This window comes from Emticicia fluvialis, from assembly GCF_024793945.1.
GTDB lineage: Bacteria > Bacteroidota > Bacteroidia > Cytophagales > Spirosomataceae > Emticicia > Emticicia fluvialis.
On record NZ_JANUSD010000015.1, the window covers coordinates 36,377 to 62,456 of the forward strand.

At 40.8% G+C, this 26,080-nt stretch carries 26 protein-coding genes; 6 read left to right on the forward strand and 20 right to left on the reverse strand.

The window, feature by feature from the left end:
• Positions 1-2 precede the first annotated feature (2 nt).
• The 7 genes from NZ848_RS16780 to NZ848_RS16810 all read right to left on the reverse strand — a co-directional run bounded on the left by NZ848_RS16780 (position 3) and on the right by NZ848_RS16810 (position 9,181).
• Entirely contained in the window at positions 3-1,115 is a 1,113-nt protein-coding gene (locus tag NZ848_RS16780; protein WP_259016481.1) for a glycosyltransferase family 4 protein, read from the reverse strand.
• The gene (locus NZ848_RS16785; RefSeq protein ID WP_259016482.1) at positions 1,112-2,092 is read right to left on the reverse strand and encodes a glycosyltransferase family 2 protein; all 981 of its coding nucleotides are present in this window, start codon (positions 2,090-2,092) and stop codon (positions 1,112-1,114) included. The genes NZ848_RS16780 and NZ848_RS16785 overlap by 4 nt, the downstream gene beginning before the upstream one ends.
• Before the next feature lie 29 nt (positions 2,093-2,121).
• Positions 2,122-3,198 (reverse strand): DegT/DnrJ/EryC1/StrS family aminotransferase, encoded by a 1,077-nt coding sequence (locus NZ848_RS16790; protein ID WP_259016483.1) that lies wholly within the window; start codon positions 3,196-3,198, stop codon positions 2,122-2,124.
• A 199-nt stretch (positions 3,199-3,397) separates the two neighbouring features.
• Positions 3,398-4,645: an ABC transporter ATP-binding protein gene (locus NZ848_RS16795; RefSeq protein WP_253535162.1), complete on the reverse strand. Its 1,248-nt coding sequence runs from the start codon at positions 4,643-4,645 to the stop codon at positions 3,398-3,400.
• 27 nt (positions 4,646-4,672) lie between these two features.
• On the reverse strand, positions 4,673-5,509 hold the full coding sequence (locus NZ848_RS16800) for an ABC transporter permease (protein WP_253535163.1): 837 nt from the start codon (positions 5,507-5,509) through the stop codon (positions 4,673-4,675).
• Between the two features lie 37 nt (positions 5,510-5,546).
• Positions 5,547-6,644, reverse strand: a complete 1,098-nt coding sequence (locus tag NZ848_RS16805; RefSeq protein WP_259016484.1) for a hypothetical protein — start codon at positions 6,642-6,644, stop codon at positions 5,547-5,549.
• Between the two features lie 35 nt (positions 6,645-6,679).
• Positions 6,680-9,181, reverse strand: a complete 2,502-nt coding sequence (locus NZ848_RS16810) for an SLBB domain-containing protein (protein ID WP_253535165.1) — start codon at positions 9,179-9,181, stop codon at positions 6,680-6,682.
• 178 nt (positions 9,182-9,359) lie between these two features.
• Here NZ848_RS16810 and NZ848_RS16815 point away from each other — a divergent pair, with 178 nt between their 5' ends.
• Positions 9,360-11,279 carry a DNA topoisomerase IV subunit B gene (locus tag NZ848_RS16815; protein WP_253535166.1) on the forward strand — a complete coding sequence of 640 codons (1,920 nt, stop codon included), beginning with the start codon at positions 9,360-9,362 and terminating at the stop codon, positions 11,277-11,279.
• 61 nt (positions 11,280-11,340) lie between these two features.
• Positions 11,341-12,414 (forward strand): prephenate dehydratase, encoded by a 1,074-nt coding sequence (gene pheA, locus NZ848_RS16820; protein WP_101727119.1) that lies wholly within the window; start codon positions 11,341-11,343, stop codon positions 12,412-12,414.
• 2 nt (positions 12,415-12,416) lie between these two features.
• Here the strand turns inward: pheA and NZ848_RS16825 are convergent, their stop codons facing one another.
• The 11 genes from NZ848_RS16825 to NZ848_RS16875 form a co-directional block, all read right to left on the reverse strand.
• Positions 12,417-12,653 (reverse strand): CBU_0592 family membrane protein, encoded by a 237-nt coding sequence (locus NZ848_RS16825; RefSeq protein ID WP_101727118.1) that lies wholly within the window; start codon positions 12,651-12,653, stop codon positions 12,417-12,419.
• Entirely contained in the window at positions 12,644-13,573 is a 930-nt protein-coding gene (locus tag NZ848_RS16830) for a bifunctional riboflavin kinase/FAD synthetase (RefSeq protein ID WP_259016485.1), read from the reverse strand. The genes NZ848_RS16825 and NZ848_RS16830 overlap by 10 nt, the downstream gene beginning before the upstream one ends.
• 50 nt (positions 13,574-13,623) lie before the next feature.
• Entirely contained in the window at positions 13,624-14,310 is a 687-nt protein-coding gene (truB, locus tag NZ848_RS16835; RefSeq protein ID WP_253535170.1) for a tRNA pseudouridine(55) synthase TruB, read from the reverse strand.
• Between the two features lie 3 nt (positions 14,311-14,313).
• Positions 14,314-15,105, reverse strand: a complete 792-nt coding sequence (locus NZ848_RS16840) for an undecaprenyl-diphosphate phosphatase (RefSeq protein ID WP_259016486.1) — start codon at positions 15,103-15,105, stop codon at positions 14,314-14,316.
• Positions 15,106-15,162: 57 nt separating this feature from the next.
• Positions 15,163-15,414, reverse strand: a complete 252-nt coding sequence (locus NZ848_RS16845; RefSeq protein ID WP_253535172.1) for a DUF3098 domain-containing protein — start codon at positions 15,412-15,414, stop codon at positions 15,163-15,165.
• An 82-nt stretch (positions 15,415-15,496) separates the two neighbouring features.
• Complete coding sequence (locus tag NZ848_RS16850; RefSeq protein ID WP_259016487.1) at positions 15,497-16,372, reverse strand: cell division protein FtsX; 876 nt, start codon at positions 16,370-16,372, stop codon at positions 15,497-15,499.
• An 80-nt stretch (positions 16,373-16,452) separates the two neighbouring features.
• The gene (locus tag NZ848_RS16855) at positions 16,453-17,313 is read right to left on the reverse strand and encodes a lysophospholipid acyltransferase family protein (protein ID WP_253535174.1); all 861 of its coding nucleotides are present in this window, start codon (positions 17,311-17,313) and stop codon (positions 16,453-16,455) included.
• A gap of 88 nt (positions 17,314-17,401) precedes the next feature.
• Positions 17,402-18,226 (reverse strand): FkbM family methyltransferase, encoded by an 825-nt coding sequence (locus tag NZ848_RS16860; RefSeq protein WP_259016488.1) that lies wholly within the window; start codon positions 18,224-18,226, stop codon positions 17,402-17,404.
• A 227-nt stretch (positions 18,227-18,453) separates the two neighbouring features.
• A complete protein-coding gene (locus NZ848_RS16865) occupies positions 18,454-19,047 on the reverse strand; it encodes a bifunctional nuclease family protein (RefSeq protein ID WP_253535182.1) in 594 nt (197 codons plus the stop codon).
• Between the two features lie 193 nt (positions 19,048-19,240).
• Positions 19,241-20,206 (reverse strand): electron transfer flavoprotein subunit alpha/FixB family protein, encoded by a 966-nt coding sequence (locus NZ848_RS16870; RefSeq protein WP_259016489.1) that lies wholly within the window; start codon positions 20,204-20,206, stop codon positions 19,241-19,243.
• 32 nt (positions 20,207-20,238) lie between these two features.
• Complete coding sequence (locus NZ848_RS16875; protein ID WP_259016490.1) at positions 20,239-20,973, reverse strand: electron transfer flavoprotein subunit beta/FixA family protein; 735 nt, start codon at positions 20,971-20,973, stop codon at positions 20,239-20,241.
• Between the two features lie 187 nt (positions 20,974-21,160).
• Between NZ848_RS16875 and NZ848_RS16880 the strand changes: the two genes are divergently transcribed.
• A complete protein-coding gene (locus NZ848_RS16880) occupies positions 21,161-21,484 on the forward strand; it encodes a tetratricopeptide repeat protein (protein WP_259016491.1) in 324 nt (107 codons plus the stop codon).
• Here the strand turns inward: NZ848_RS16880 and NZ848_RS16885 are convergent, their stop codons facing one another.
• Positions 21,485-21,871, reverse strand: a complete 387-nt coding sequence (locus NZ848_RS16885) for a hypothetical protein (protein ID WP_259016492.1) — start codon at positions 21,869-21,871, stop codon at positions 21,485-21,487.
• A gap of 278 nt (positions 21,872-22,149) precedes the next feature.
• On the opposite strand from NZ848_RS16885, the gene NZ848_RS16890 reads away from it, so the two are divergent.
• Positions 22,150-23,223, forward strand: coding sequence for an asparaginase (locus tag NZ848_RS16890; protein WP_253535189.1), 1,074 nt, complete (start codon positions 22,150-22,152; stop codon positions 23,221-23,223).
• A 68-nt stretch (positions 23,224-23,291) separates the two neighbouring features.
• On the opposite strand, the gene NZ848_RS16895 is transcribed toward NZ848_RS16890, so the two are convergent.
• On the reverse strand, positions 23,292-23,648 hold the full coding sequence (locus NZ848_RS16895) for a DoxX family protein (protein ID WP_259016493.1): 357 nt from the start codon (positions 23,646-23,648) through the stop codon (positions 23,292-23,294).
• A gap of 90 nt (positions 23,649-23,738) precedes the next feature.
• Here NZ848_RS16895 and NZ848_RS16900 point away from each other — a divergent pair, with 90 nt between their 5' ends.
• Positions 23,739-24,767: a DUF3500 domain-containing protein gene (locus tag NZ848_RS16900; protein WP_259016494.1), complete on the forward strand. Its 1,029-nt coding sequence runs from the start codon at positions 23,739-23,741 to the stop codon at positions 24,765-24,767.
• Positions 24,768-24,779: 12 nt separating this feature from the next.
• On the forward strand, positions 24,780-26,078 hold the full coding sequence (locus NZ848_RS16905; RefSeq protein WP_259016495.1) for a right-handed parallel beta-helix repeat-containing protein: 1,299 nt from the start codon (positions 24,780-24,782) through the stop codon (positions 26,076-26,078).
• Positions 26,079-26,080 lie beyond the last annotated feature (2 nt).

Consider the following 26,080-nt stretch of genomic DNA (forward strand, 5'->3'; position numbering starts at 1 on the left):
TTTTATTCCTGGTTTTCATTAAAAAAACTAACCCACTTCTCAATCTGGTTTCTGATATCAAAGTTTATCGCCCTGTTTTTTAGTGTTTCTTTATTTATTTCAATTTGCTTATTCTGAATCTGTACCATTGCGCCGGCTAAATCTGCGGGGTTAAAGCTATCAACTACCAGACCCATGCCCGGCTGCATAAATTCAGATATTCCGCCTGAATTAAAACCTGCAATGGGCTTTTGAAGATAAGCAGCCTCTATCATTACCAAAGGGAAGGGGTCTTCGCGGGCCAGCAAAACAAAACCATCTGCCATATTAAAATAATCATAATAGGCATCAGATTGTTCACCAATCATTAAAAAATTCAGTTTTTCAGTTGCCGCCCTTTGTTGAAGATAGTGTAAAACCCCTGTTTTCTTGATGTTACCCAGCCAAATCAGGTATGTATTTTCAGGAAGGTTTTCAACCACATCCGGTACCAGGTCATATCCTTTTCGGTGGTTCATAGAGCCAGACATCAACCATACAAACGCGTTGGCTGGTATTCCCAATTGTTTTCTTAACGCTTCTGCCTTTTGTTTAACTACTATTTTTTCTGTATCTACAAATTCATGCAGAAGAATGGTATTGTTATAGCCCATCTGCCGGATTCTTTTTTCGACAATGGCCGAGCAGCAGATTATTTTTTCTGCGTGGTCAAACTGAAACCGGAAATCGTCATACACAATTTCGTCATAAATCCCTACCAACTCATGTACATGAACAAAATAGGGGATATGAAGGCTATGCGCCAGCCTTGCAAAACGAGGCATGGTAAGGGTATTCAGGTACCATTTGTCTGCTTTTACCTGTGCCTGTATTTTCAGAATCCGGTTTTCTTCCGGCGTTTTTCTGAATAGCTGAAAGTAAATGCCTTCATAAATTTTAGATAAAAAGCCATTTTTACTGGTATTGATAAAGGTCTGGTCGGCGGTTGAGTGTTTTGCAAATAACTCACCATTGCTGCAACTGTACACCACCGATCTGATTTTGCCTGATAAATGCTTCAGCAGATACCATATCATCATCTCAGAGCCTGTCCGGCCGCCGGTTGGTGTCAGAAAAAGAATGGTTTTATCTTTCATTTACTAATTTTATAGAAAGTTGGTTTTTTCAATAGAATGCTCCAGAAATAGCCTGAAAAAAGGCCTATCGTACGGGCAAATCTTTTCTGGTTATGTAGCTCTCCGAAAGGGTTTTTCAGATGAAGAATATTGGATACCATTTTCATCATAAAAAATACAGGAACCCAAATCCAGTAATGTAGCATGAGTAAAAAATAATGCAATGCTCCATACTGTTTCCGAATCCAAACCAGATTAGAAAGCTGAATCTGTTCATCAAACCGGTTAAAATAAGTATAGTTACGGGCATCTTCGTAGCGTTCTGGTTTACTGCCCCATTCTTCATGAATGATACGACAGTTTTTAAAAACCAGTTGCCTGCCAATTTTTCCAAGTCTGTTTCCCCATTCGGTATCTTCACCATACAGAAAAAACTCTTCATCGAAGCCCCCGGTTTTTTCAAAGCCTTCGCGCCGCACCATAAGAAATGCAGCGGCAATGTAGTCTACCTGCTCAGGGTCGTCATATTTTGTGTAGGGTATAAGCGTATCGAGGTATTTTCTGAGTGGGGGTGGGGTAATCCAGAAATCGCGTCTGAACGTAAATGTATGATAAAACGCACGGGGTGTCAGATCCGGATATACCTGATATGCACCACCGGCAATGGCATCCGGGCGATTATCAAGGTTACTGACACAGCGGTCTATTACATCTTCAAACAACTTGGTATCTGAGTTCAGTAATAAAAAATATCTGCCTTTAGCCTGCTTCATACCCAGATTATTGGCTCTGCCAAAGCCTGCATTATAACCTGTAGGTAGCCAGTTTACCTCCGGAAAAACCGCCTTTACATAGCCTTCATCATCGCCTTTCGACTGGTTGTCTACCACAATTACCTCATAACTAACCTTCTGTGTAAACTGCTGCACTGTTTTCAGACACTCAACAATTAACTCAGGTGTACGATAATTGACAATAATTATGGATACATCAACCACAGAAGCAATTCGTTTTCTTAAACAATAGATTAAAGTGTACTATTTACTATCTTGGCAATTCGTTCTGCATCTTCAAGCGCCAAATCATAATACAAAGGTAATGATAATGCCGCTACTGACAACCGCTCAGAAACCGGGCATGGTGTGTAGAAATCTAAATAAGGCAGCTGATTGAGAGACGGATAAAAATACCGCCGGGGAACAATGTCTTCTTTCTTTAGGGCTGCGGTTACCTCAAGCAGTTTTTGTTCAGAGGGTAACATAATAGGGTAGTAGGCATAGTTATAAACAAAGCCTTCTATATTTTGCCGGGGTTGTTTCAGTTTATCCCAGTTAAGCAGCTCATTATATTTTTCAGAAACAATTTTTCTTTTTTCTATGATATCGGCTACATGTGGCAGGTTAACCAGACCCATAGCTGCATGGAACTCTGAGTTTTTGGCATTGATACCCATCATGTAATAGTCATCGTTTTTATGCCCGAAACTTCTGTAATGCGCCAATACTTTTAATAGTTCGTCGTCTTTACATATCACACACCCTCCCTCTACTGTATGAAAAACCTTTGTAGCATGAAAACTACAGGTGGCCACATCGCCATAAGAAAGAACCGAATTGCCTTTATAAGTTGCGCCAAAACTATGGGCGCCATCATAAATTACTTTCAGGTTATATTTACGGGCAATCTGCTCAATTTTTTCAACATTGCATGGCCTGCCATACACATGCGTAGCCATTATGGCAGTGGTTTTGTCGGTAATGGCCTGCTCAATTAAATCAGCATCAATATTATAGGTATCTGCCTCAATATCTACAAAAACAGGCTTTACGTTTTCCCAAAGAATTGATGTAGTAGTGGCACAGTAAGAAAAAGGAGTAGTTATAATTTCGCCTTGCAGATGCAGCGCCTTAATGGCTAATTGCAGGGCAATTGTACCATTGGTTACAAACAAAAGGTTTTTAACGCCCAGGTATTCTTTAAGGCGGGCTTCTAATTCCTGCACCAGTGGGCCATTATTAGTAAGCCATGTACTTTCCCAGATACCCTTTATTTTATCCTGGTATTCTTCAAAAGGGGGTAAAAATGATTTTGTTACGTTTATCACAATGTGCTATTACTAGGTTTGAAAACTGATGAAGATTCAGAATCTACTCAGATTTTATGGCTGTAACGTTATAGTCGCGTGATACACAGGTTTCTGAGCCTATTCAAAATGCAGTTTGCAAATGTAATTAATATTTGAATATAAGGAAGATGAATTTCAGAATCCTTTCAAAGGTATTACACTATGGGGTTTCGGCGGGTTATGAAATAAGCCCGTCAACTTTCCACGTTTTCACCGGAATATGTATCGGGCGCACGGCACCTGGCCATTTGCCATACCAGCTGGTGCCTTCGCGGTAGTCGGCCACATCAAAACTGATGGCATCTTCTATAAAAAATACCGGGTCTGAGGTGTCTTTTACAATCATAACCGATATATAATATGAACCATCGTTAAGGAAATTACCCGGTATCTCCAACACACCTTTTACCAACCCTTTGGTAAAATTCCTGGCTGTACTGCCTACGTTAAAAACGCATTCGCCTGTCATGCTATATAAAAAAACACTCAGGTTAAGCTCTGCGTTTTCAACCATATTCCAGAACTCAAATATCACTTTAAGCGGCGTGCGCACATCTATATTTTTGCTGCCGTTAACAAAGTCGGGCGATAACTCAACGTGCTTAATACGTACCATGTCATTACCCGGTGCGTCGTCTGGGGTATCCCAGCTTTGTGTCAGTTTAAATTTTGAAATGCTTGTCATGTAATCGTGTAGCACTTCACCCACTTCACCATATTTAACAAGGCCTCCCTTTTGCAAGAACGCAGCCTTATTACAAAGCCCCTGAATAGCGGTGGCATTGTGGCTTACAAACAATACCGTACGGCCATGGCTGGACACATCTTTCATTTTGCCCAGACACTTTTTCTGAAACTCAGAGTCGCCTACGGCAAGCACTTCGTCTACAATCAATATTTCAGGTTCAAGATGCGCGGCAATGGCAAATCCCAGACGCACATACATGCCTGATGAATAACGTTTTACAGGTGTATCAAGAAATTTTTCTATACCGGCAAAATCAACAATTTCATCAAATTGTTTTCTTATTTCGTCCTGCCGCATTCCCAGAATCGCACCATTCAGAAAAATATTCTCTCTTCCGGTTAATTCAGGATGAAACCCCGTACCCACCTCAAGCAGGCTGGCCATTCTGCCTTTTACACGTACTTCGCCATGTGTAGGCTCGGTTATACGGCTTAGTATTTTTAAAAGGGTTGACTTACCTGCACCATTAGAACCCACAATTCCTACTCTGTCTCCCTGTTCAATATCAAAGCTCACACCCCTTAAAGCCCAGAAAACCTCTTTGGTTTCCTGCTCTTCTTTATTGGCAAACATCTCTTGCACAAAGCCCGAAAGGGTTTCTTTCAGATTCAGATATTTCTTTTTCTTATGGCTAAGTATGTACTTCTTTGAAATATTTTTTATTGATATTGCTTTCATGCAAAGTGCCTTTCAGTAGTCCAAAAATTAAATGTAATCCACAAAAGAATTTTCGTTTTTACGGAAAAACCAAATGGAAAAAATCACCGATATTATAGCAAATATAATGCTTGGCAACAGGCTCTGCCAGTTTAGTGGAGAGTGGTCGGCCAATAAAGACCAGCGCATACCGTCTATGGTTCCAACAATCGGGTTTAGATTATAATAAGTATACCACCAAGCAGTTTTTTGTTGTTCGCTTGTGTAACCGACCGGAGAAATAAAGAAACCAAACTGAACAATGAATGGAATAATCTGGGCAATATCGCGGTATTTAACATTTAAAACGGCGGCAATAAGACCCAGCCCAAAAGCATTGAGATAAGCCAGCAACATAAAAAGCGGTGCCATGAGTATCTGCCAGTTGGGCATAAACTGGTAATAGAGGCAAAAGACAAAAAACATGGCAAAAGCTATGAGGGCATCCAGAAGCCCTACCAGCAACGAACTGAATGGGATGATTATCCGTGGAAAATACACCTTCGACACCAGATTGCCATTGCCTACAATACTATTACTGATTTGTGAAAGACACTGCGAAAAGAAAAGCCATATAATTACGCCCGGTATAACAATAATCATATAGGGCAAAGTTGAGTCAGTCTCCATTCTGGCAATTTTACCAAAGGCAAAGGTCATTACAACTGCCGTTAGTAATGGCCTGAAAACCGCCCAGGCAATACCTAACACTGTTTGTTTGTAGCGCACCATGATATCTCGCTTACCCAGTATCCAGAATAGTTCTCTCTGCAGCCAGATGTCTTTCCAATAATGAAGTGCCGATTTACCCGCTTTTATTACTATTTCGTTATCCGATTTTTTCATGCACAATTCAAATTCAATCAATAATAAAAACTTACATTTAGCTAACCAGCTCCTGATAGGTTCTTCTGAAAATGATAAACACTACGCAAATAAAAAAGCCTAAAAATGCCCCCAATTTTGAGCTGCCACCAATAATGTAATCTTTTCTGATTAATGGCAGGCGCACCGGCTGAAGCATAGTAAAGAGGGGAGTCTGATGAATCAAAAGCATTCTGAGGTTTTCTACAGACGCCATTTGCGTATAATACTGATTTGATATAAAATTGTTGTTACGGTTTTGCTGTTGCTGGCGCATAGGCGCTGTGGGGTCAACAGCGTTCAGGTTCTGGTAGGTGGTAATAGCCAGTTGTCTGTCTGCAGAGCTTAACTTGCCTTCCAATTCTCTCAGACGGCCTACCTGAATATCGTATATTTCTTTTGTTTTTTTGGTGCGCACTTCAATGTAAAACTCTTCCAGGGTTTTTAACAGGGTTTCAAGCCAAATTTTTGTAAGCATTTCGCTATTTGTATTGGCCGACAGCACCATTATTGAACCATTCTTGTCTAAAGGAGCCATGGTGGTCTGTTTTACCAGTTTTTCATAAATGGCTGTAACAATTTCGTTTTCAGGTTTACTGAACTGGTCAGGGCTTTTGGGTTTAAATCTGAATTTAATTGCTGCCGTATTGGCGGCCTTAAACCAGTCGCCAGCCCATTCTTTACGGCTTATATCGCTACTGTCTTTATAATAATTAATAAACAATACCTTCCGGTTATTAACTACTACCTCTTTCATGAGGGCTCTTTCGTACAATGCCTTTGATGAAATTACTGACGTAAAGTTGCCACCACTGAATAAATCATTCGACTGTGAGCCACCCATATTACCAACTCCAAAGGCACTGGCAATGCCGGCAAAACTACCCATGGCATTCTGGTTAGACGAACCAGACTCCAGATTGAAATGAAGCTCTCCGTAATACTGCGACTCCTTGAAGTTCTTGATGTCAAAGATAATACTGCCTAATGTACCTATAGCAATACTTATCAAAAGCAATCTCCACTCACTACCTATCAGTTTAAAAAACTTAACAATCTTCTGAAATAACTCTTTTGTACTGATCTGCTCTTCTTGTATGATTTGTGTTTCAGCCATTGTTTTATTAAAAATAGTGTTTTTTTTACCACTAATTATTTTGAAAGCGAAATGATTCCGAGAATGGTAACTACTGTGGTCATGGTTGCGCCAATGGCAGTTAAGAATCCCTGAAGCTGCGATAGCTGCTGTTGGGCAGTAAGGTTTCTTTGAGGAATAATAATCTCTGAACCAGGTTCAACCTTTGGATAAATATTTACGAAGAAAAAGCGTCTGGTCCGGTCAACCGAGCCGTTAGCATATAAAATATATGATTTACTTTTAAGCGATTTTTTTGTAAAACCACCAGCCTTTGAAACGTAATTCATGAAGGTTTCTCGGTTAATGTACTTAATCGTAGTTGGATAGAGTACCTCGCCCTGAATACGGACAGTTTCCAGGCGTTTAGGAATACGGATGATGTCACCATCCTGAAGAATCATATCCGCATTTGAACCCGGGTTTTCTATGATTTTCTTGAGGTCAATACCTATTGATGATTTTTTGGTGCTACTATCTGCTTCAATTTCAATTCTCTGGTTATTGCCGGCGCTATTGGCAATTTCGCTGATCGTTTTTCTTCTTTGTTCCAGCTCTACATCGCTCAACTGAATGGTTCTGATAAGCGTTGCCCCTTCAATGTAAGATTGCGGCGTAAGCCCGCCTGCACGTGCAATGGCGTCAGATATTTTCTCGTCTTTGTTTTTAATTCCATATCTGGCCGGAAACAAAACTTCGCCCTCAACACTTACAAAAGACTGGCTTACGTAGTTGGGTGATTTTCTGATGAAAATTTCGTCGAACGGATAAAGAATAAAGCTAGTACCGGCCGTTTCCACACTCAGGTCAGGGCGGATATTGAACTGAAAAGTATCTGATATCTGCGCACTGGTTGATGTTGGGTCTACATTGCGCTTGCGTCTTACTACTTCTACTCTTGATAAAGAGGCAGATTCTGACAAACCGCCTACTTTTACCAGTACGTCTTCAATTGTAAGGTTTCTTACATACGGAATTTCAATGCCACCTTGCCCGTCCGGGTTATTAATAGCGCCCTGAATACGTATATAAGCTGGTTCTGTTAGGTCAAATACCGATGGAATAGTTACTACATCTTCTCTCTTAAGAACCACATCCGCCGATTTACCTTTTATTATATCATCCAGATTGAGCGATATGTTTTCAATAATCATATCTTCTCTGGTTCTGGATATGGCAATTCTTCCCGTCAGGGCTTCGCCGCGTAATCCTTCTGCCGACTTAACCAATTGCATAAGGGTAGGGTTGCTGTCTAGTGAATACTCACCCGGGCGGAAAACCGAACCCTGAATTTTGACCATGTTTTCGTATCTTTCAAGGAGTCTTTCAGTGATTACAGAGTCGCCAGACATTATACTGAAGGTATTAAAATCTGCTTCCAGTACATCCAGTATTTTACGTTCACGGCTGGTGTTTCTATGCACTTTTATGCGGTGACGGTAGGCATAAGGGTTAAAACCTCCGGCATAGCTAATTAAATCTGATAGTTTTTCATTTTCGGTTAGTTCAAATAATCCATTTCTTTTGGTATTACCGCTAACTGCTATCCTTGAAATAAATGGCGAAATCTGGATGATGTCCTGATCTTGTAGAATAATGTTATCTTTGGCAAAACCTTTAATGAGTACTTCGTACAAATCAAGCGAAGCAACAATTCGGTTATTCCGTATCAAATTAATCTTTCTGAACGTACCCAACTCGTTAGGGCCACCGCAGGCATACAAGGCATTAAGTATGGATGACAGCGAAGAAAGTGTGTACGTGCCAGGTGCTACCACTTCGCCTGTAACCGTTACTTTTATGCTTCTGATATTGCCCAGAGAAACAATCAGATGCGTGTTAGGCGGAAAACCTTCATAAGACTTTAAACCTGTATAAACTTTGGCCATTCGGGCCATAATTTTCTCTCTTGCCTGCTCCATAGACGAACCAGCCAGATAAATAAGCCCGACACGGTCTAATGTTATATAGCCGTCTGGCGATATAACCGTCTTATAGTTAGCCTGTGAGTATCCATAAATATCAATAACCAACTGGTCGTTTGGGCCTAGTACATAATTGCTGGGTGTAGCAATATTTAGTGCCGGCGTTGGGTCAAACCTGGTGGTATTGAATAAATTGTAGCCAAAAATTCTTTTTCGTAGGGCTGCTCTTGAAGCGTCTTTTTCCAATTCAGACTCACGAACTGACTTCAACGAGTCTTCTCGTGCCATTGAAGCAAGGTCTGCTGCACTTAATTGCAGATTTCTGGATGAATTGGGGTCATTACTTACATTTCTGTTATTACTACCTGTTTGTTGAGTGCCGTTTTGCTGGGTATTTGAAGTTTGCGGTGTATTTCCCGGATTGCCCTTCGTACCAATGGGGGCTCCGGTTGTGTTTGCAGGTGATATTGGCCCGGTGGCTGGGCCGCCTCCGTTACCTGTGGGGGCATTTTGTGCAAAAGTATTGCTAATTATTAGCGTAAAAACCGTAATTTTGAGAAAACTTTGTAAGAAATTATTTTTGTTAAATTTCATATCTATAACGTTATTTGCCAAATTACAATTAGGAATTTATGTGTGCCACAACTTAATACAATGCAAAGTAAGTGAAGTTTTTTTATTTTTTTGCGCTTTGGTATTAAGTATGTGATAAAAAGAACTTTGAATTGCAAAGTAAGTTATAAAATCAAATAAAACAAAATATTTTTCAAAAATGGCTGAAAACAAGGAAGTAACTTATAACGAAGACAGTATTCGTTCGCTTGACTGGAAGGAACACATAAGATTACGGCCGGGTATGTATATCGGAAAATTAGGAGACGGATCGGCTGCTGATGATGGAATCTATGTTTTATTAAAAGAGGTACTGGATAATTGTATTGATGAATATGCCATGGGTTATGGCAGGTCTATTGAGATAAAACTGGACGAAGGTAGTTTGGAGGTAAGAGATTACGGACGCGGAATACCCCTGGGTAAAGTAGTTGATGTGGTATCTAAAATAAACACGGGCGCCAAATATGATAGCAAGGCTTTTCAGAAAGCAGTGGGGCTTAACGGGGTAGGTACAAAGGCTGTAAATGCGCTTTCGTCAAGGTTTAAAGTACAGGCTTACCGAGATGGTAAAACCAAATGGGCTGAGTTTTCTAAAGGTGAATTGGTGAGCGAATCGGAAATTATAGATACAGACCAGAAGAATGGTACCTGGGTTACTTTTACACCTGACGACACAGTGTTTAAGCACTATCATTATATACCGCAATTTGTGGAGTCAATGATCTGGAATTACTGCTACCTGAACGCAGGGCTTGCTATATTCTTTAATAAACAGAAGTACATTTCTCAGAATGGATTACTTGACCTGCTGCGACGCAAAACAGATGAAGACCTGTTGAGGTACCCTATTATTCACCTGAAAGGCGAAGACATAGAGGTGGCGTTGTCGCACGGTAACCAGTACGGAGAAGAGTATTATTCATTTGTAAACGGACAAAATACTACGCAGGGTGGTACGCACCTTTCGGGTTTCAGAGAAGCAATTGTAAGAACTGTCAGAGAGCATTTTGGTAAAGACTATGCTCCGGAAGATATCCGTCAGTCAATCATTGGCGCTATATCTATTCGGGTACAGGAGCCGGTTTTTGAGTCACAGACCAAAACCAAGCTGGGGTCTCAGAATATGTCGCCCGAGCCACATTCACCAACGGTAAGAACATTTATAAGCGATTTTCTGAAAGAGCAGCTAGACAATTACCTGCACATGAATCAGGCGGTTAAAGATGCCCTTAAAAAGCGCATTGAACAGTCTGAAAGAGAAAGGAAAGAATTGGCTGGTATTAAAAAACTGGCCAACGAAAGAGCCAAAAAAGCAAACCTGCATAACCGTAAACTTAGAGACTGCCGTTTTCATCTGGATGATGAAAAGAACGAGAAACGTCATGAAACTGTGATGTTTATTACTGAAGGAGACTCTGCCAGCGGCTCAATAACCAAAGCGCGAAACCCCGAATTACAGGCCGTATTCAGTTTAAGAGGTAAGCCTTTAAACAGTTTTGGTCTCACTAAGAAAATTGTTTACGAAAACGAAGAATTTAACCTGCTGCAACATGCGCTGAACATTGAAGATGGTCTGGAAGGCCTCAGATACCAGAAGATCATTGTAGCTACCGATGCCGACGTAGACGGCATGCATATCCGGCTGCTATTGCTTACATTCTTTCTGCAGTTTTTCCCGGACCTGGTGCGTGAAGGACATTTGTATATTCTGGACACGCCGCTATTCAGGGTGCGCAATAAAAAAGAAACTATATATTGCTACTCAGATGAAGAAAAAGAGGCGGCAATTAAAAAGCTTTCGCCAAAACCTGAAATTACCCGTTTTAAAGGTCTTGGGGAGATTTCGCCCGATGAGTTTGAAGGTTTTATAGGTGAAGATATTAAACTGGACCCCGTAATTCTTGAGAAGGAATCATCAATTACCAAAATTCTGAGTTATTACATGGGCAAAAATACACCTGAACGCCAGCGATTCATTATTGAAAACCTGAGAGTTGAGAAAGATGAAATTGATGAAAAACTTGAAGAAATTCTTGACCTGAAAGAAGGAACCCCCGATTTGAAAGAAGTTGCCTGATTATGAGCCTGAAATGGTTTTACCCTAATATATTATAGACATTTAAACACCTATCTTAACAGTGACACTAGACGAAGTAAGAAAAGATATTGATTCAATTGACGACCAGCTATTAGTATTGCTCAATAAACGCATGCAATTGGTGCAGCGGGTAGGTGAAATAAAACGTTCTACCAAAGCTATTATTTACAGACCCGAGCGCGAAAAGCACATCCTTGACAGGATGAAGGCGCAAAGCCAGGGGCCTTTGACAGAAGATGCCATTGATGCCATTTTTCTGGAAATATTTGCCGCTGCCCGGAACATTGAATTGCCCGAAAGAATCGCTTTTCTGGGGCCGGAAGGGAGCTTTACGCATCAGGCGGCAGAAAGCCGGTTTGGCGCTATGAGCGAGTACATGACACTGCCCACCATTAAGTCGGTTTTTGAGGCAGTTGATACCGGCAGAGCTAAATATGGAGTGATTCCTATCGAGAATAATCAAGAGGGGATAGTTTATGAAACTGTAGACCTGCTGAATGAGATGAGTGTAAATGTAGCGGCTGAATTAAAGATTCCGGTTCATTTTGCGCTGGCTACAGAAGCTGAGAATCCATCGAAAATCAAAAGGATATATTCTAAAGACATTGCCTTCAGGCAATGCCGCGGGTTTCTGAACAAGTATTTTGAACAGACACAACCGGAAGAAATTCAGGTGGAGTCGACCTCAAAGGCGGCAAAACTGGCCGCAGAAGACCCTGAAAGTGCAGCCATCTGCTCTGAAATTGCCGCAAAACTTTTTAGCCTTCCTGTGCTTTTCAACAACATTGAAGATAACGGACAAAACCGTACCCGCTTTTATATATTGGCCAAAGATTTTGTAAATGAGAAAAGCGGTAATGACAAAACCACGATTATTGCTCGTTTACCCGATACCGATAAGCCGGGTATTCTGGCCAATTTTCTTCAGGATTTCAAAAAGGCGGGTGTGAACCTTACAAAAATTGAAAGCCGGCCATACAAAGGCAGTGAAGATTTCAATTTCTGGTTTTTTATTGAGTTAGAGGGTTTCTTTAAAGATGAAAATCTGGAGAAAGTGTTTAAGAAACACAGAAACGCCATAAAATGGCTGGGTAGTTATGTAAAAAATGCCTGATGCTATTTTTTTCTGAAAACAGCAGCGGCTGCAATAAGTACCCATACGATATTAACAAACATTGACGGATATGCCTGGTGGAAATATGTATTGATTACAAAACATATTCCACCAATGGCATTGGCCCAGATGTAACGCGCATCTTTGGCATCCATTTTGCCTTGAATATTCAGGAAATAAGAGCCTGTAACCAATACCGCCCCAATCCAGCCTATTATTTCTACCAGGTTTAGTTGCATAAAATCTGAATACCCGTTTCTTTATCTTTTGTTATCTGGCCTTTCAGCTCATCCAGTCCGTTGAATTTCCGTTCAGGCCGTATGTAATCAACCAACTCAACGGTAATGTTCTCACCGTAAATATCATCGCTGAAATCTAGTATGTACACTTCCTGTGTTCGGCCTATGCCGTCAACAGTAGGGCGGTTACCTATATTCATAATGCCATTGAGCCACTGCCCACGTACAAGTGCCTTAACGGCATATACGCCATTGGCTGGTATTAATTTGTAAGACTCAGCTACCTGAACATTAGCGGTAGGGAAGCCAATGGTTCGGCCCAACTGACGGCCTTTAACAACTATGCCCGAAAAAGTATATGGCCTGCCAAGCAATTCGTTGGCCGCTTTAATCTGGCCATTCTGTAACGACTCCCGTATTTGTGTAGAGCTGATAACCAGGTTGTCTATTTCCTGCCGCGGAATTTCTTCCAGTTCTAATCCGAAACGGTTCGCATGGGCTTCCAGATACTCAAAACCACCTTCACGGTTTCTGCCAAAGCGGTGGTCGTAGCCTATTACCAGTTTTTTGGTGCCAATGGTATCAAGCAATATATTCTGTACATATTCTTCTGAAGACAGCTCTGAGAACTCTCTGGTAAAAGGCACAATCAATAGATGATTTACACCTTGTTGCTCAAGCAACTCAATTTTTTCATCAATGGTAGAAAGCAACTTTAATCCCTGGCTGTCTTGCGAAACCACCATACGAGGGTGAGGCCAGAAAGTAAGAACAACCGATTCGCCACCTGAGGCCGCTGTGCTTTCGCGTAAAATCTGTAGAATTTTCTGATGTCCTAAATGAACCCCGTCGAAAGTGCCGCTAGTTACCACAGCATTAGCAAGAGGGGAAAAGTCAGATAGATTATAATATACTTTCAATGTTAAGACGTTTTAAAAGGCACCCGGGCGCAGTATTTGTGTATCACCACTCAATTATTGGGTGCGAAATTACGAATATTCTCTAAATACTGGTCGAGGCTGAGTGCATTTTCAATGCGGAATTCACCAATACGTGTGCGTCGCAAAGAACTCATGTAAGCGCCCGAATGCAGTAATTTGCCTAAATCTCTGACCAGGCTTCTGATATACGTACCTTTAGAGCAAACTATTCTGAACGATAGCTCCGGGAAGTTGCCTGCATCAACCTCAAAGGCTTTTATTTCAACCTGACGCGATTTAATGACCACTTCCTGTCCTTTTCTTGCTGACTCGTACGCCCTTTTGCCATCTACTTTTATAGCAGAGTGTGCCGGGGGTATCTGGTCAATTAACCCAGTTAGTTGTGTAACTGCCTGCTGAATGGCATCAGGTGTAATATGGCCGGTAGGATATTCGGCATCAAAATCAGTTTCCAGGTCAACCGATGGCGTAGTTTTGCCAAGCACCAGGGTTCCGGTATATTCTTTTTCCTGAGCCTGGTAGGTCTCAATCTCTTTGGTTTTTTTATTGGTACACAATATCAGCAAGCCGGTGGCCAGAGGGTCTAACGTACCGGCGTGGCCTACCTTCTTATATTTAGCTGCGTACCTAACCTTGTTTACAACATCAAACGATGTCCATTTCAAAGGTTTATCTATCAGCAGTACATCATTGCGCTCGTCTGCTACTGTTTGCATCAATTAAACAATCTTTAGGTCAAATCCTGCTGCCACCAGGCCAATAATAATCAGGCCGACAATAATTCTATAATAACCAAAAACCTTGAAACCGTATTTTTGAAGAAAACCAATAAAGAACTTTATAGCCAGCATGGCCACAATAAAAGCCACCACATTACCCACTAATAATAATTGCAGCTCTTCGGTTGAGAACGTAAGCGAGCCTGCTTTGTAGCTCTTTAACAACTTGTAAGCAGATGCCGCAAACATGGTAGGTACTGCCAGAAAGAAAGAAAACTCGGCAGAATCTTTTCTTGATAAACCCTGAAACATACCACCAATGATACTGGCAGCAGAACGCGAAACGCCGGGGATCATGGCTATACACTGAAACAAGCCAATTTTAAGGGCATCAGGGTAACTGATGTTTTCTTTTGTGGCTTTGTTTTCAAAGTATTTATCAATGAATATCAATATCACCCCACCCAAAACCATTGAAATAGCCACAACCAGCACGCTCTCTAATAATGAATCAATAAAATCATTCAGTAAAAAGCCGATAATCATGGCCGGTATAAAAGCTGTAAGCAGTTTTGTATAAAACTGAACCGACTGGAAGAAGCGTTTCCAATAAAGTACCAGAACAGATAAAATGGCGCCAAACTGAATGTTTACTTCAAAAATCTTGGTGAACTCAAGCTCGCTGATTCCCATTAATGAAGAACCGATAATCATGTGCCCTGTTGAACTGATAGGCAGGTATTCTGTTATACCTTCAATAATGGCAAGTATAATGGCCTGAAAAAAATCCATTGATAAAATTAATTGTAAAAGTTTAGGATATGTGAGTTAGTACGAGCCTTAATAGGCTTATTTTTTTTTGAAAATGGCGTAAAATTCAAATATGAAGCCAATAAAAACAATAGCCGGCCCTAAAGTTATGCCCAGAAAACCAAAGCCGAATTCTTCTTTATCCTGGGTCATAATAAAAAAGCCCACAAGAATAAGTGCTATGCCTGCCAGCATTAATATATAGTTTTTTCTGGTAAACGGAAGCGCACTTTTGGTTTCAGCGCCTGTTGTTTCGGTTACTTCCGATGCTTTTGCATTTGTATTTTTCATAAGTACAAAGGTTCTGTATCCCGTATAAATATTTTATTGGTTTGCCATGCAACAGGGATATGTTTCGCATGAAAAAATGATTTTAATATAAGTCGTCGAGGTTCATTCTCAGGTATCTGTACATCGACTGAAAGGTGCTGAGCACACTGATTAAAATGCCCAGAACAATAACCCCACCGCAAAGAATACCAATTTTAAGGTAGTCTTGTAAAATAATCAGGCTTGGTATTTTATTAATAGCAATCTGCTGAACGCCCATAAACAAACCGATAGCAATTAAACCAGAAAACAAACCATGAAGTAAACCACGGCCAATAAACGGCCTTTGAATAAACCAGTTGGTAGCGCCAACCAGCTGCATACTTCTGATAATGAGCCTTTGCGAATAAAGCGCCAGACGAATGGTATTGTTGATTAACAAGATAATGGCAATAAGCAATATAACAATAATAGAGGCGATAATCAGAAAAGCGTTGTAGGCATTTTTATTGACGCTGTCTATAAAATCTTTGGCATAATTAACCTCAAAAACCCCGGCTATTTGCTCCAAATCTTTTTTGATAGTTACCAGATTGGCTTCACTCTGGTAATCTTCCTGAATTTTAATGTTGAAGGCATCGCGGTATGGGTTTTCACCTAAAACCGGTTTGTAATCTTCTTTCAGTTCTTTCAGGACTTTCTGTGCAGTGCTTTCTTTTGATATAAACTTTATCTGCGGCGTGTTTTCAAGGTAAGCCACATAGTTTTTCTTGATGATAAGGTTATGGATAGAGTCTTGCTGAGCCGGGGTTGTTGATTTGTCGAGATATACCTGCACTTCAACATTCTGGCGCACATAACCAACCAGTTGTTTTGATGTAATGGCTATCCAACCAACAAAGGCAATCAGAAATAAAGCAGTGGTTAAGCTGATAATAATTAAAAGACTCGGAAAACTGCCTATTTTTCTTTTCGACATCTTGAATATCTTTAATACAATACTTTGCCTGTTTGTAACTTTGGGCAAAGATAGGAAATGTAGCAGAAATTCGTACTAAATTAATGATTTTTAACAGAACCTTCGGTGTCTCCACGCCAGCGGGCAATGCGTTCGGGCATGTTTTGTTCTATGATATTCTTTACAACCTCGGTTATTTCATCTACGGTTGCATCTGGTGAAAAGTGAATAGGGTCTTTGAATTTTACCCTTAGTTCGGTATTGCGTTTTTTGTAGGCAAGGCCTGTTTTATTAAATGCCCTGCGGAAGCCGTCTATTACCACTGGCACAACAATAGGGTTATTTTCTTTAATTATATGTGCAGTACCTTTTCTGATAGGGGCATAGGGGCTGGTTGTACCCTGCGGGAAACTCACTACCCATCCAAATTGTAATCCTTTCGAGACGTTATTACCTGCCGACGAGTCCAGATCTCTTCTTACGTTTTCTCCTTTCGCTCTCCATGAACGTTCTACCAGAATGGCGCCTGCCAGGCTGAACATACGCGGTATAAGACCTTCTTTCATTGTTTCGCTGGCGGCTACATAAAATGTACGCGCTCTGGGTGCAAATAATGATACCGGTATTACCCTGTTACCAAAGCCCCATTTAACCGAACAGAACACATGATAAAAGGTGATTACATCTGCAAAATAGGTTTGATGATTGGATATAAAAAATACATTCTGGTTGGGCAGGCGGGCTATTTTTTCGGCGCCTTCTACTTTTAACTGATTAGCCACTGCTATACGCCAGTAAGTGGGGAAACCAGCCACAAGAATGATAATACGTTTTAAAATAAGCCAATTGCCGAAAGGATCACGCTCAAAAATACCCAGAATATCAATGTAAGAAACAAGCCTAAAAAACAGATTAGGGTCTTTGTTGGGGATTGGTAAAAAGTTACGCAGTATTCGAATCATTATCGGTTTATATTGTTTAGTCAGGGTTTTTGAATGCGTAAGTTAAAAATAAAAACTTACAATTCCACAACCCTGACTGCACCAGGGCTTATTTTACAGGAACAGCCCAAATGTCAAAATGTTTCCAATCGCTCATATTTTCGCGTTTTATCGCCTTTTTTTTAGCTTTGGCATCAAATGCTTCAACATAGGTTAAATGGTAGCCCATATCGGCCACCAAGTCATAAAGACTTTGCCTTTCTGCCTTTGATAACTTCGGGAAACACTCAAAAATAAGATTAGGTTTATGTTTTTTCAATAAAGAGGCGATAGACCTGATGATTTCTATATCATAGCCTTCGGTATCAATTTTAATGAGTGACAGGTTCTTTAGTTCTTCCGGATAGTTTTCGTTCAGGAAATGCTCCAGATTCACCCCTTTTACTTTTTCATTCAATCCGTATTTTCCGTGCCTGTTCTGCTGTGTTTCGGCTATGCCGCCATTATTATGGGTTGCCTCTGACGAACTGTAAAAAAATTCGCCTTCATGTGTTGCAATAGCTAGTTGCAGCGGAATAATGTTGGTAAGTTCTTTATTGAGAGAGGCGTTTTTTTTAAGTATCTTGTAAATATACGGGTTGGGGTCAAAACCCAGTACAGTGCCTTCTTTGCCAACCGCCAATGCCATTGGTAATGTAGAATCGCCGATGTGGGCACCGATATCAATCACAAAGTCTCCCTTTTTTAGAAAAGCATTGTAAAAATCTACCTGGCTTTGTGTAATATGCTTTTCGGCTTCAAGTGGGTTTTCCCATTTGGCAAAGTTTACTTTACCAAACTGAGGTAAATCATATTCGTCAACTTTATGGCCGTATTCCTTAAAAGTTGTTTTTATTTTGTGTTTTTCAAATTTTCTTTTCAGGTAGGAGAACATAATAAATAATAGGTTTAAATGAATAAAGAATCAGACTACAGCAAGACAATACGCCAGACACGTATCATTAAACCCAAATCTAGAAAAACTATGTAATGTTTTAATGCCTTTTTTAATATAAATTAATTTTTTATGAAAATTGATGTGAGAATTGAACCCCTGGGTAAAAAAAATAAGCTATCTGACTGATATCAAATAGCTTATTGCATATAAATTCTGAAAACAGCTTAATTGCGTTTGCTGATTTCGTCTCTTATTTTAGCGGCTTTTTCGTATTCTTCATTTGCAAGCGCCTGATTAAGCAGGTTGTGCAGTTCTTCCAGATTAAGGTCTTTAAGAGAATCTTTCTTAACTCTCTGCGGGCGGGAAGAAGAAGATACCAGTTCCTGTGGTTCGTCGGCGGTTGTGGCATCTTGTGCCGTTATACCTGCATCTGAAAGAATCTGGTCGGTTGTATAAATAGGTACCTGAAAACGCAAACCAATAGCGACCGCATCTGACGGCCGGGCGTCTATTGATTTCTGGCGTATGCCATCAGTACAAATAATTTTGGCATAGAATATACCCTCCTTTAAATCAGAAATAAGAATTTCTTCAACTGTAAAGTCAAATGCACGGGCAAATGACTTGAAGAGGTCGTGCGTCATTGGTCGATTAGGCGTTATACGCTCCATTTCAATCGCAATGGCTTGGGCTTCAAACATTCCGATAATAATCGGTAATCGGCGATTACCAAATTCCTCTGCCAACACCAGCGCAAATGAGCCGGTTTGTGATTGGCTTGGAGAAAGGCCAAGTATTTCTAGTTTTATTTTTTCCACGTTGCAAATATAAGGATTTCTTAAATTGCCCATTCACTTCAACCATAAAAATTAAGAAGCAGTGTATCCTTATATCTGGTAAACTTTCATTCTGTCGTTTTGGTTTCCATAATTTGCTATATCCAGGGTATGCGCAAAAACAAAAAGCCTCTGAAATCGACTTTCAGAGGCTTTGCTAAATATAATCAGTTTTTTAGTTCAAATCTTTAACCGCTTTGGTAAGTTTAGGCAATACATCAAACACATCGCCTACAATACCGTAGTCGGCTGCTTTGAAGAACGGAGCCTCGGGGTCTTTATTAATAACCACTATTACTTTCGATGAATTAACCCCGGCCAGGTGCTGAATAGCCCCTGAAATACCGCAGGCAATATACAAATTCGGCGAAACTTTCACACCTGTTTGTCCAACGTGTTCGTGGTGTGGTCTCCAGTCAAGGTCAGAAACAGGCTTTGAGCAGGCCGTTGCTGCACCCAGCGCTTCGGCCAGGTCTAGCAATGGTTGCCAGTGTTCAGGGCCTTTCATGCCTCTGCCACCTGATACCACTAGGTCTGCCTCCGGTAATGACACCGTGCCTGACGCCTTGATGGTTTCTGTTACTTTGGCAGTAAAAAGATTATCAGCTAAGGCAGGGGAGAAGGTTTCAACCGTTGCGGCTGTTGTACCTTCTACCGGATTTACCACGTTTTTCTTGATTGCCAAAACCTTAATATCGCTGGTTAAGTTTACATCGGCAAATGCCTTACCCGTAAAAATGCTGCGTTTTACTTTAAAACCACCTGATAAATCTGGCAGTTCTACTACGTTTCCTACTACTGCGGCTTTTAACGTACCTGCAGCGCGTGCTGTTACGGCGTCGGCAAGAGAAGACTTCGCCGTAATTATTACCTTAGCGCCTATTGACCGCACGGCTTCTACCAATACTTTGGCATAGGCCATGCTGTTGGCGGTTTCCAGTTTTGGGTCGTTGGCATGCAAAACTTTGGCAGCGCCATAATGGCCTGCAATGGCCAGCGCGCTGGCATCTGCCTTGCCAATAACCAAAGCTGTAACGGCTGTGCCTGATTTTTCGGCCACCTGAGCGCCATAATAAATAGCCTCAAGCGATGATTTTTTGATTGCTCCATCGGCAATCTCTGCAAAAACTAATATAGCCATATTATAAAGTCTTTTCTGAATTGAATAATGTATTAAAGCACTTTGGCTTCTTTATGAAGCAGCTCAATTAATTTTTCTGCTTCATCGGCAGGTATCATCTTGCATGCTCCTTTGGCCGGTGGCAAGCTGTATTTATCTGTAGAGGTAAGCGCCTCGCCCGATGCCGGAATTACTTTCAATGGCTTGGTACGGGCTGTCATAATACCTCTCATGTTAGGTATTTTCCATTCGGCTATGGGTTCCTGGCAACCCAAAACTAGTGGTAGGGGGGCTTCCAGTTTTTCTTTTCCGCCCTCTATCTCACGGGTCATTTTTGCGGTGCCGGCTTCTATATCTAATTGCATAACCGGCGAGAACGACGGGATGCCCAGTATTTCGCCTACAATACCGTGTACCACACCCGAGTTATAGTCACTGGTTTCGCGGCCCATCAGTATCAGGTCATAATTGCCTTCTTTAGCTACAGCCGCTATTTGCTCAGCTACAAAATAAGAGTCGGTAGGGTCGGCATCAACCCTGATGGCATCATCAGCGCCAATGGCTAACGCTTTGCGTATTTGTGGCTCGGCATCTGCTTCACCAACATTCAGTACGGTTATACTTGCGCCCGATTTTTCTTTTAATTCTACGGCTCTCGCCAGTGCGTAATCATCGTAGGGTCCGATGATGTATTGTACTCCTGCCTTGTTCAACTTGGTGTCGCCATCAGTAAAACTGATTTTTGAAGTTGTATCAGGCACATTCGAAATGCAGACTAGTATTTTCATAGTTTTTTGCCCCTTACCCCTAAAGGGAGATAATTATAGAATAGATGCTTTCAGGGGTTTTCTAAAAAGCATTGTATTTATAATATTGAACAATATTTATTGCCTATTTTTGCCTTTAGAGAAGGTGTACCGACAATAAATTGTTATGCACGCATAACATTACAAAGCTAAATTAAAGAACAATAGTATGCAAGAGGAACGATTAAAAATTTTGTTGCAGTATCTGGAAGAAGAGCCCAATGAGCCCTTTAATATTTACAGCGTGGCTATGGAGTACATGAATACCAACCCGGGCAAAGCGCTGGGGTATCTTGAGAAATTACTGGCAGAGCATCCTGGTTACGTGCCAACGTATTACCACGCAGCCGCTTTGTATTTTGAGCTGGAAGAATTTGAAAAAGCTGATGAAGTGTATAAAAAAGGTATAGAAATAGCTCACCAGAAGCAAAATAAAAAGGCTTATGATGAGCTAAACCGAGCTTACAGAATGTTTCTTGACGAAATCGAATAATCAATGATGATATTCGTCTTCTTCCTGAACACTTTTCTTGCCAAACAAGGCTCTGAAAGTGTCGGTCATATAAAATATATCCAATACTTTATTACGGGCCTGTTTCATTGTATAAACCCTGTGGTTTTGTTGTATCTGTTCTTCCAGGTATTTCAGTACATACGCCATGCACTCTTCGTTTACCGAGAAATCGTCAACGATATACATCACAAACCGGTTTTCGGCGGCGCTGTCTGCTAAATATAAAACTAAATGAAAATCTTCTCCTACCAGAAATGCCGCAGTTTTGTCTGTATCAAACTTCCTGAAAATCTCGCCGTTATCTACAAGGCAATCAATAATTGCTACCTCGTCTGTTATGATTCTTAATGTTGGTTGCACACGCATAATACCGTCTTTTTTATTGTGTTCTAGTTTGTTGCTTTTCAAATATAACGTAATAATTCAAATTAAATTCACGAAAAGTGAAAAAAAATCTTGGAATAGTATAATTTATAAATTCTAAAATTGCCCAAATCAGGTTTAATTTTGAGTAGTAATACTCAAAAAATTAAGATTTTATCAAAATCTTGTATCGATTTAAGTAATTTCGCTTTCATAAATTAAAAAAAACAGCTTTTGGCCTGAAAAGGTAACTTTCATTTTTGCCCAAAATTTTTTTTTCAATGCGATATAAGACCTCAAAAATCAACACTTCATCAACTAAAAATAATCGTGCCACCTCTGTTTTAATGATTTACACAGGCGGAACACTGGGCATGGTATATGACTCTAAAAGTAAAAGTTTAGTACCTTTTGTTTTTAGTGAGATTTTGACCAACGTGCCAGAGCTACATAGGCTGGAGTGCGAACTAACAACTTTGACGCTTGATAAACCCATTGATTCGTCTAACATGCAGCCGGCAGATTGGGTAGAAATGGCCCGCATTGTGTATGATAATTTTCAGGATTATGATGCCTTTGTGATTCTGCACGGAACCGATACAATGGCCTACACGGCCTCTGCGCTGAGTTATCTGCTTGAAAACCTGAGCAAACCTGTGATACTGACAGGTGCGCAGTTACCCATTGGCGTAGCAAGAACCGACGCCCGTGAGAATCTGATTACGGCCCTTGAAATTGCATCGGCACAAATTAACGGCCGCCCGGTAGTACCTGAAGTGGCCATATATTTTAATTCTTACCTGCTAAGGGGTAGCCGCGCCAAGAAGAAAGAAAGCAGCCAGTTTAACGCCTTCAGGTCTGATAATTACCCGTTTCTGGCCGAAGTGGGGGTTACAATTGACTACAATTTTCCGTTCATACGCCCGTATCGAACCGATTTACCACTGATACTGCACGAAAAGCTGGATGAAAATGTAATGATATTGAAGCTTTTTCCGGGTTTGCATCGTAATCTGATGCATAATCTTTTTAAAACCACCGGCCTGAAAGGCGTTGTAATGGAAACTTACGGCGCCGGCAATGCACCATCAGAAAGCTGGTTTCTGGAAGAATTGAAAGAGGCGATTGATGCCGGAATAGTGATTTTCAATGTGTCGCAATGTGATGGCGGGCGGGTGTTGCAGGGTACATACCAGACAAGCAGGCAATTGCAGGAAATTGGCGTGGTGAGTGGCTCTGATATAACTACCGAAGCAGCCATAACTAAAATGATGTATCTTTTTGGAAAGGAGGAGTCGCCCGAGCGGGTAAAATTCAATCTGGAACGTGATATTTGTGGCGAAATGTCAGTTTAGAATCGTTTTACTAAACATATAAGGCCCACTTTTATAAGCCTTTATATAGTTGTTTAAAGTAAGATATATCAGGTATATAAATATGCCCATCCTATAAGTAAGAATTGTAGAGGCAGGCGCAACCATAGCAAAAGTTGTGGCATGCGGTGAAATTTACCCGATGTTGCCATATAAAAGTTTGCAGGAAACACCGCAATTAAAAGTACAATTATACCCCAGGCAGCGTAAGTTCTTGTGGCCGGTAACAACAGTCCTGCACCTAAGGCAATTTCAGCCATGCCGCTTAACTGCACCATTGCCTTATGATATGGTATGTATGGAGGCATGGCTTTAATGTAAAACCTCTCGTTGGTAAAGTGCATAATGCCTGCAAAAATATAAATTGCAGCGGCTAAGTATAATCCAATTGACTCTACGGTGCTCATGGTAAGTTGCATTTTAGGCTACGCAAATTAATTTGTTTTTTATAACTATTAACGCTTACTTGGTAATAATATTCAACCAGGCCTCTTACTATGAAAGCGTTACTTACTTTTTGTATGGTATGCGTATATTGCTTTGCCATACGCGCCCAGTCGGGTACCAACAACAAACCTATCGTTAAAGCGGCTTCTGCTTTCCTGCAATTGCTCGACAAAACCCAGCTTGAAAAAATCAGTTATGCTTACGATTCAGAAGAACGTTTCAACTGGTATTTTGTACCAAAAGCCCGAAACGGACTGATGCTGAGAGAAATGACCGACCCACAGAAAGCAGCAGCCATGAATTTACTGAAAGCAACTTTAAGCCAGCAGGGACAGGATAAAGCCATAGCAATTATGCAACTGGAGATTATACTGAAAGAGCTGGAGAATGCGCCACCTGAAAGTGATTACCGAAGCCCGGTAAAGTATTATTTTACTATTTTCGGAACACCCAATGAAAACAAGCCCTGGGGATGGCGTTTAGAAGGGCATCATTTGTCGCTTAATTTCTCCTCAGCCTCCGGAAAACTGGCATCAGCTACCCCTTTGTTTTTCGGCAGTAACCCCGGCATTGTGCCAACCGGTGAAAAAAAAGGCTACCAGATTCTTAAAGATGAAGCTAATGATGCTTTTGAACTAATCAATTCATTTTCTGCCGAACAAATAAAAAAAGCAATTGTATCGGATATCGCCCCTAACGACATCATAACCAGCAATAAACGCAAAATAGGTGCGCTGGCTGATGAAGGCATTACCTTTGCTGAAATGAACGATAGTCAGCAAAAGCTGTTATTGCGGCTGCTAAGTGTTTATATAAAGAATTACCCTCTGGGTTTTTCGAACGAACTAATGCATAAAATAGAAAAGGCCGGATTAAGCAAGTTAAGGTTTGTTTGGGCCGGTGGTAGAAAGTATGGAGAATCTAACGGGCATTATTACCGGATTCAGAATGAGGTAATTCTGATTGAATATGATAACACCCAAAACGGTGGAAACCATATACATACCGTAACGCGTGACCTGACCAATGATTTTGGAGAAGATATACTCAGCAAGCACTATGAGCAGGAACATAAATAAAACTAAACAATAATGATGCTGTGGTTGTACTTTATCTGGTGGTTTATGTTTGCAGGGCAGCAGTCTGGCTCAAAAACCTATTATGTAAGTGATACCGGGAATGATGCAAACGACGGGCTAAGTATAAAAACAGCCTGGAAAAGTATAGCAAGAGTAAACGAAACCATATTTAAGCCAGCAGACAGCTTATTATTTGAAGGCGGAAAGGTATTTAATGGAACCATACAACTGGATAGCCTTGATGGTGGCAATGCCGGAAGTTTAATGATAATTGGTAGTTATGGTGGTAAAAAGGCGATTATTAATGCCGGAGTTAACGGTGGATTTTTTGCTCATAATACGCAGGGTATAAGGCTTGAAAATCTGGTTTTTGTCGGAAACGGCGTAGATAAAAACAAGCAGAATGGCATTGAATTTTACAACGGTTACGCATCAAAATGGTTAAGTTCTATTGAAATTGACAGTTGCGAGGTAAAGGGGTTTCATAAGTATGGCCTCCTGATTATAGGCGACAAAAGCGATTCCACCGGCTATAGAAATGTAAAAATAACACATACAATTGCTCATGAAAACGGTGAGGCAGGTATGGCATCATTGGGTAAATATCCGGCAATTCCGCACAAAAACTTCTATCTGGCACATAACAAGGCATATCATAACAAAGGCATTTTAAGCAAAACAACCAATCATTCAGGCAATGGCATTGTAATGGCCGGCATTGATGGCCTATTGATAGAGCAATGTGAAGCATACGAAAACGGGGAAGATAACAGATGCACCGACGGCGGGCCTGTGGGCATTTGGTTATGGGCTTGCAAAAATGGCATTATTCAGAATTGCGAGTCTCATCATAACCATGCCGGAATGACCAAAGATGGGGGAGGTTTTGATATTGACGGTGGGGCGTCAGATTGTGTTATCAGAAATTGCTACGCACACGATCACGAAGGTGCAGGATATCTGCTGGCTCAATTTGATTGCCCGCTCAAATTCAACCGTAATAAAATTATCAATAATGTAAGCCGTAATGATGGTCTGAAAAACAATTACGGCAGTATTACCTTATGGGGGCAAAATGCCCAAAACAGCGTAAACAATAGCATTATAAGTGGTAATAAATGCTTTGTGGAGGCAAAAGGCGTTAAGAACGGAAAACCCTGTGGCGTTCGTTTGTCGGGTTCTTATTTTAATGGAGTAAAGTTGCACAATAACTACTTTGAGATTGCAAAAAATGCCCGATACATTAATGCAGATACAGAAGTAAGTGCTGCAAGTGTACACTTTAAAAACAACAAACTTAAACAAAAGTAGTG

Coding starts and splice junctions, on each gene's coding strand:
- NZ848_RS16870 (WP_259016489.1), bottom strand. CDS start 20,206: ATGGCTATATTAGTTTTTGCAGAGATTGCCGATGGAGCAATCAAAAAA.
- NZ848_RS16825 (WP_101727118.1), bottom strand. CDS start 12,653: ATGCAACTAAACCTGGTAGAAATAATAGGCTGGATTGGGGCGGTATTG.
- NZ848_RS16840 (WP_259016486.1), bottom strand. CDS start 15,105: ATGGATTTTTTTCAGGCCATTATACTTGCCATTATTGAAGGTATAACA.
- NZ848_RS16815 (WP_253535166.1), top strand. CDS start 9,360: ATGGCTGAAAACAAGGAAGTAACTTATAACGAAGACAGTATTCGTTCG.
- NZ848_RS16895 (WP_259016493.1), bottom strand. CDS start 23,648: ATGAGCACCGTAGAGTCAATTGGATTATACTTAGCCGCTGCAATTTAT.
- NZ848_RS16855 (WP_253535174.1), bottom strand. CDS start 17,313: ATGATTCGAATACTGCGTAACTTTTTACCAATCCCCAACAAAGACCCT.
- NZ848_RS16885 (WP_259016492.1), bottom strand. CDS start 21,871: ATGCGTGTGCAACCAACATTAAGAATCATAACAGACGAGGTAGCAATT.
- NZ848_RS16800 (WP_253535163.1), bottom strand. CDS start 5,509: ATGAAAAAATCGGATAACGAAATAGTAATAAAAGCGGGTAAATCGGCA.
- NZ848_RS16890 (WP_253535189.1), top strand. CDS start 22,150: ATGCGATATAAGACCTCAAAAATCAACACTTCATCAACTAAAAATAAT.
- NZ848_RS16780 (WP_259016481.1), bottom strand. CDS start 1,115: ATGAAAGATAAAACCATTCTTTTTCTGACACCAACCGGCGGCCGGACA.
- NZ848_RS16905 (WP_259016495.1), top strand. CDS start 24,780: ATGATGCTGTGGTTGTACTTTATCTGGTGGTTTATGTTTGCAGGGCAG.
- NZ848_RS16900 (WP_259016494.1), top strand. CDS start 23,739: ATGAAAGCGTTACTTACTTTTTGTATGGTATGCGTATATTGCTTTGCC.
- NZ848_RS16850 (WP_259016487.1), bottom strand. CDS start 16,372: ATGTCGAAAAGAAAAATAGGCAGTTTTCCGAGTCTTTTAATTATTATC.
- NZ848_RS16880 (WP_259016491.1), top strand. CDS start 21,161: ATGCAAGAGGAACGATTAAAAATTTTGTTGCAGTATCTGGAAGAAGAG.
- NZ848_RS16860 (WP_259016488.1), bottom strand. CDS start 18,226: ATGTTCTCCTACCTGAAAAGAAAATTTGAAAAACACAAAATAAAAACA.
- NZ848_RS16810 (WP_253535165.1), bottom strand. CDS start 9,181: ATGAAATTTAACAAAAATAATTTCTTACAAAGTTTTCTCAAAATTACG.
- NZ848_RS16875 (WP_259016490.1), bottom strand. CDS start 20,973: ATGAAAATACTAGTCTGCATTTCGAATGTGCCTGATACAACTTCAAAA.
- NZ848_RS16845 (WP_253535172.1), bottom strand. CDS start 15,414: ATGAAAAATACAAATGCAAAAGCATCGGAAGTAACCGAAACAACAGGC.
- NZ848_RS16805 (WP_259016484.1), bottom strand. CDS start 6,644: ATGGCTGAAACACAAATCATACAAGAAGAGCAGATCAGTACAAAAGAG.
- NZ848_RS16795 (WP_253535162.1), bottom strand. CDS start 4,645: ATGAAAGCAATATCAATAAAAAATATTTCAAAGAAGTACATACTTAGC.
- truB (WP_253535170.1), bottom strand. CDS start 14,310: ATGCAAACAGTAGCAGACGAGCGCAATGATGTACTGCTGATAGATAAA.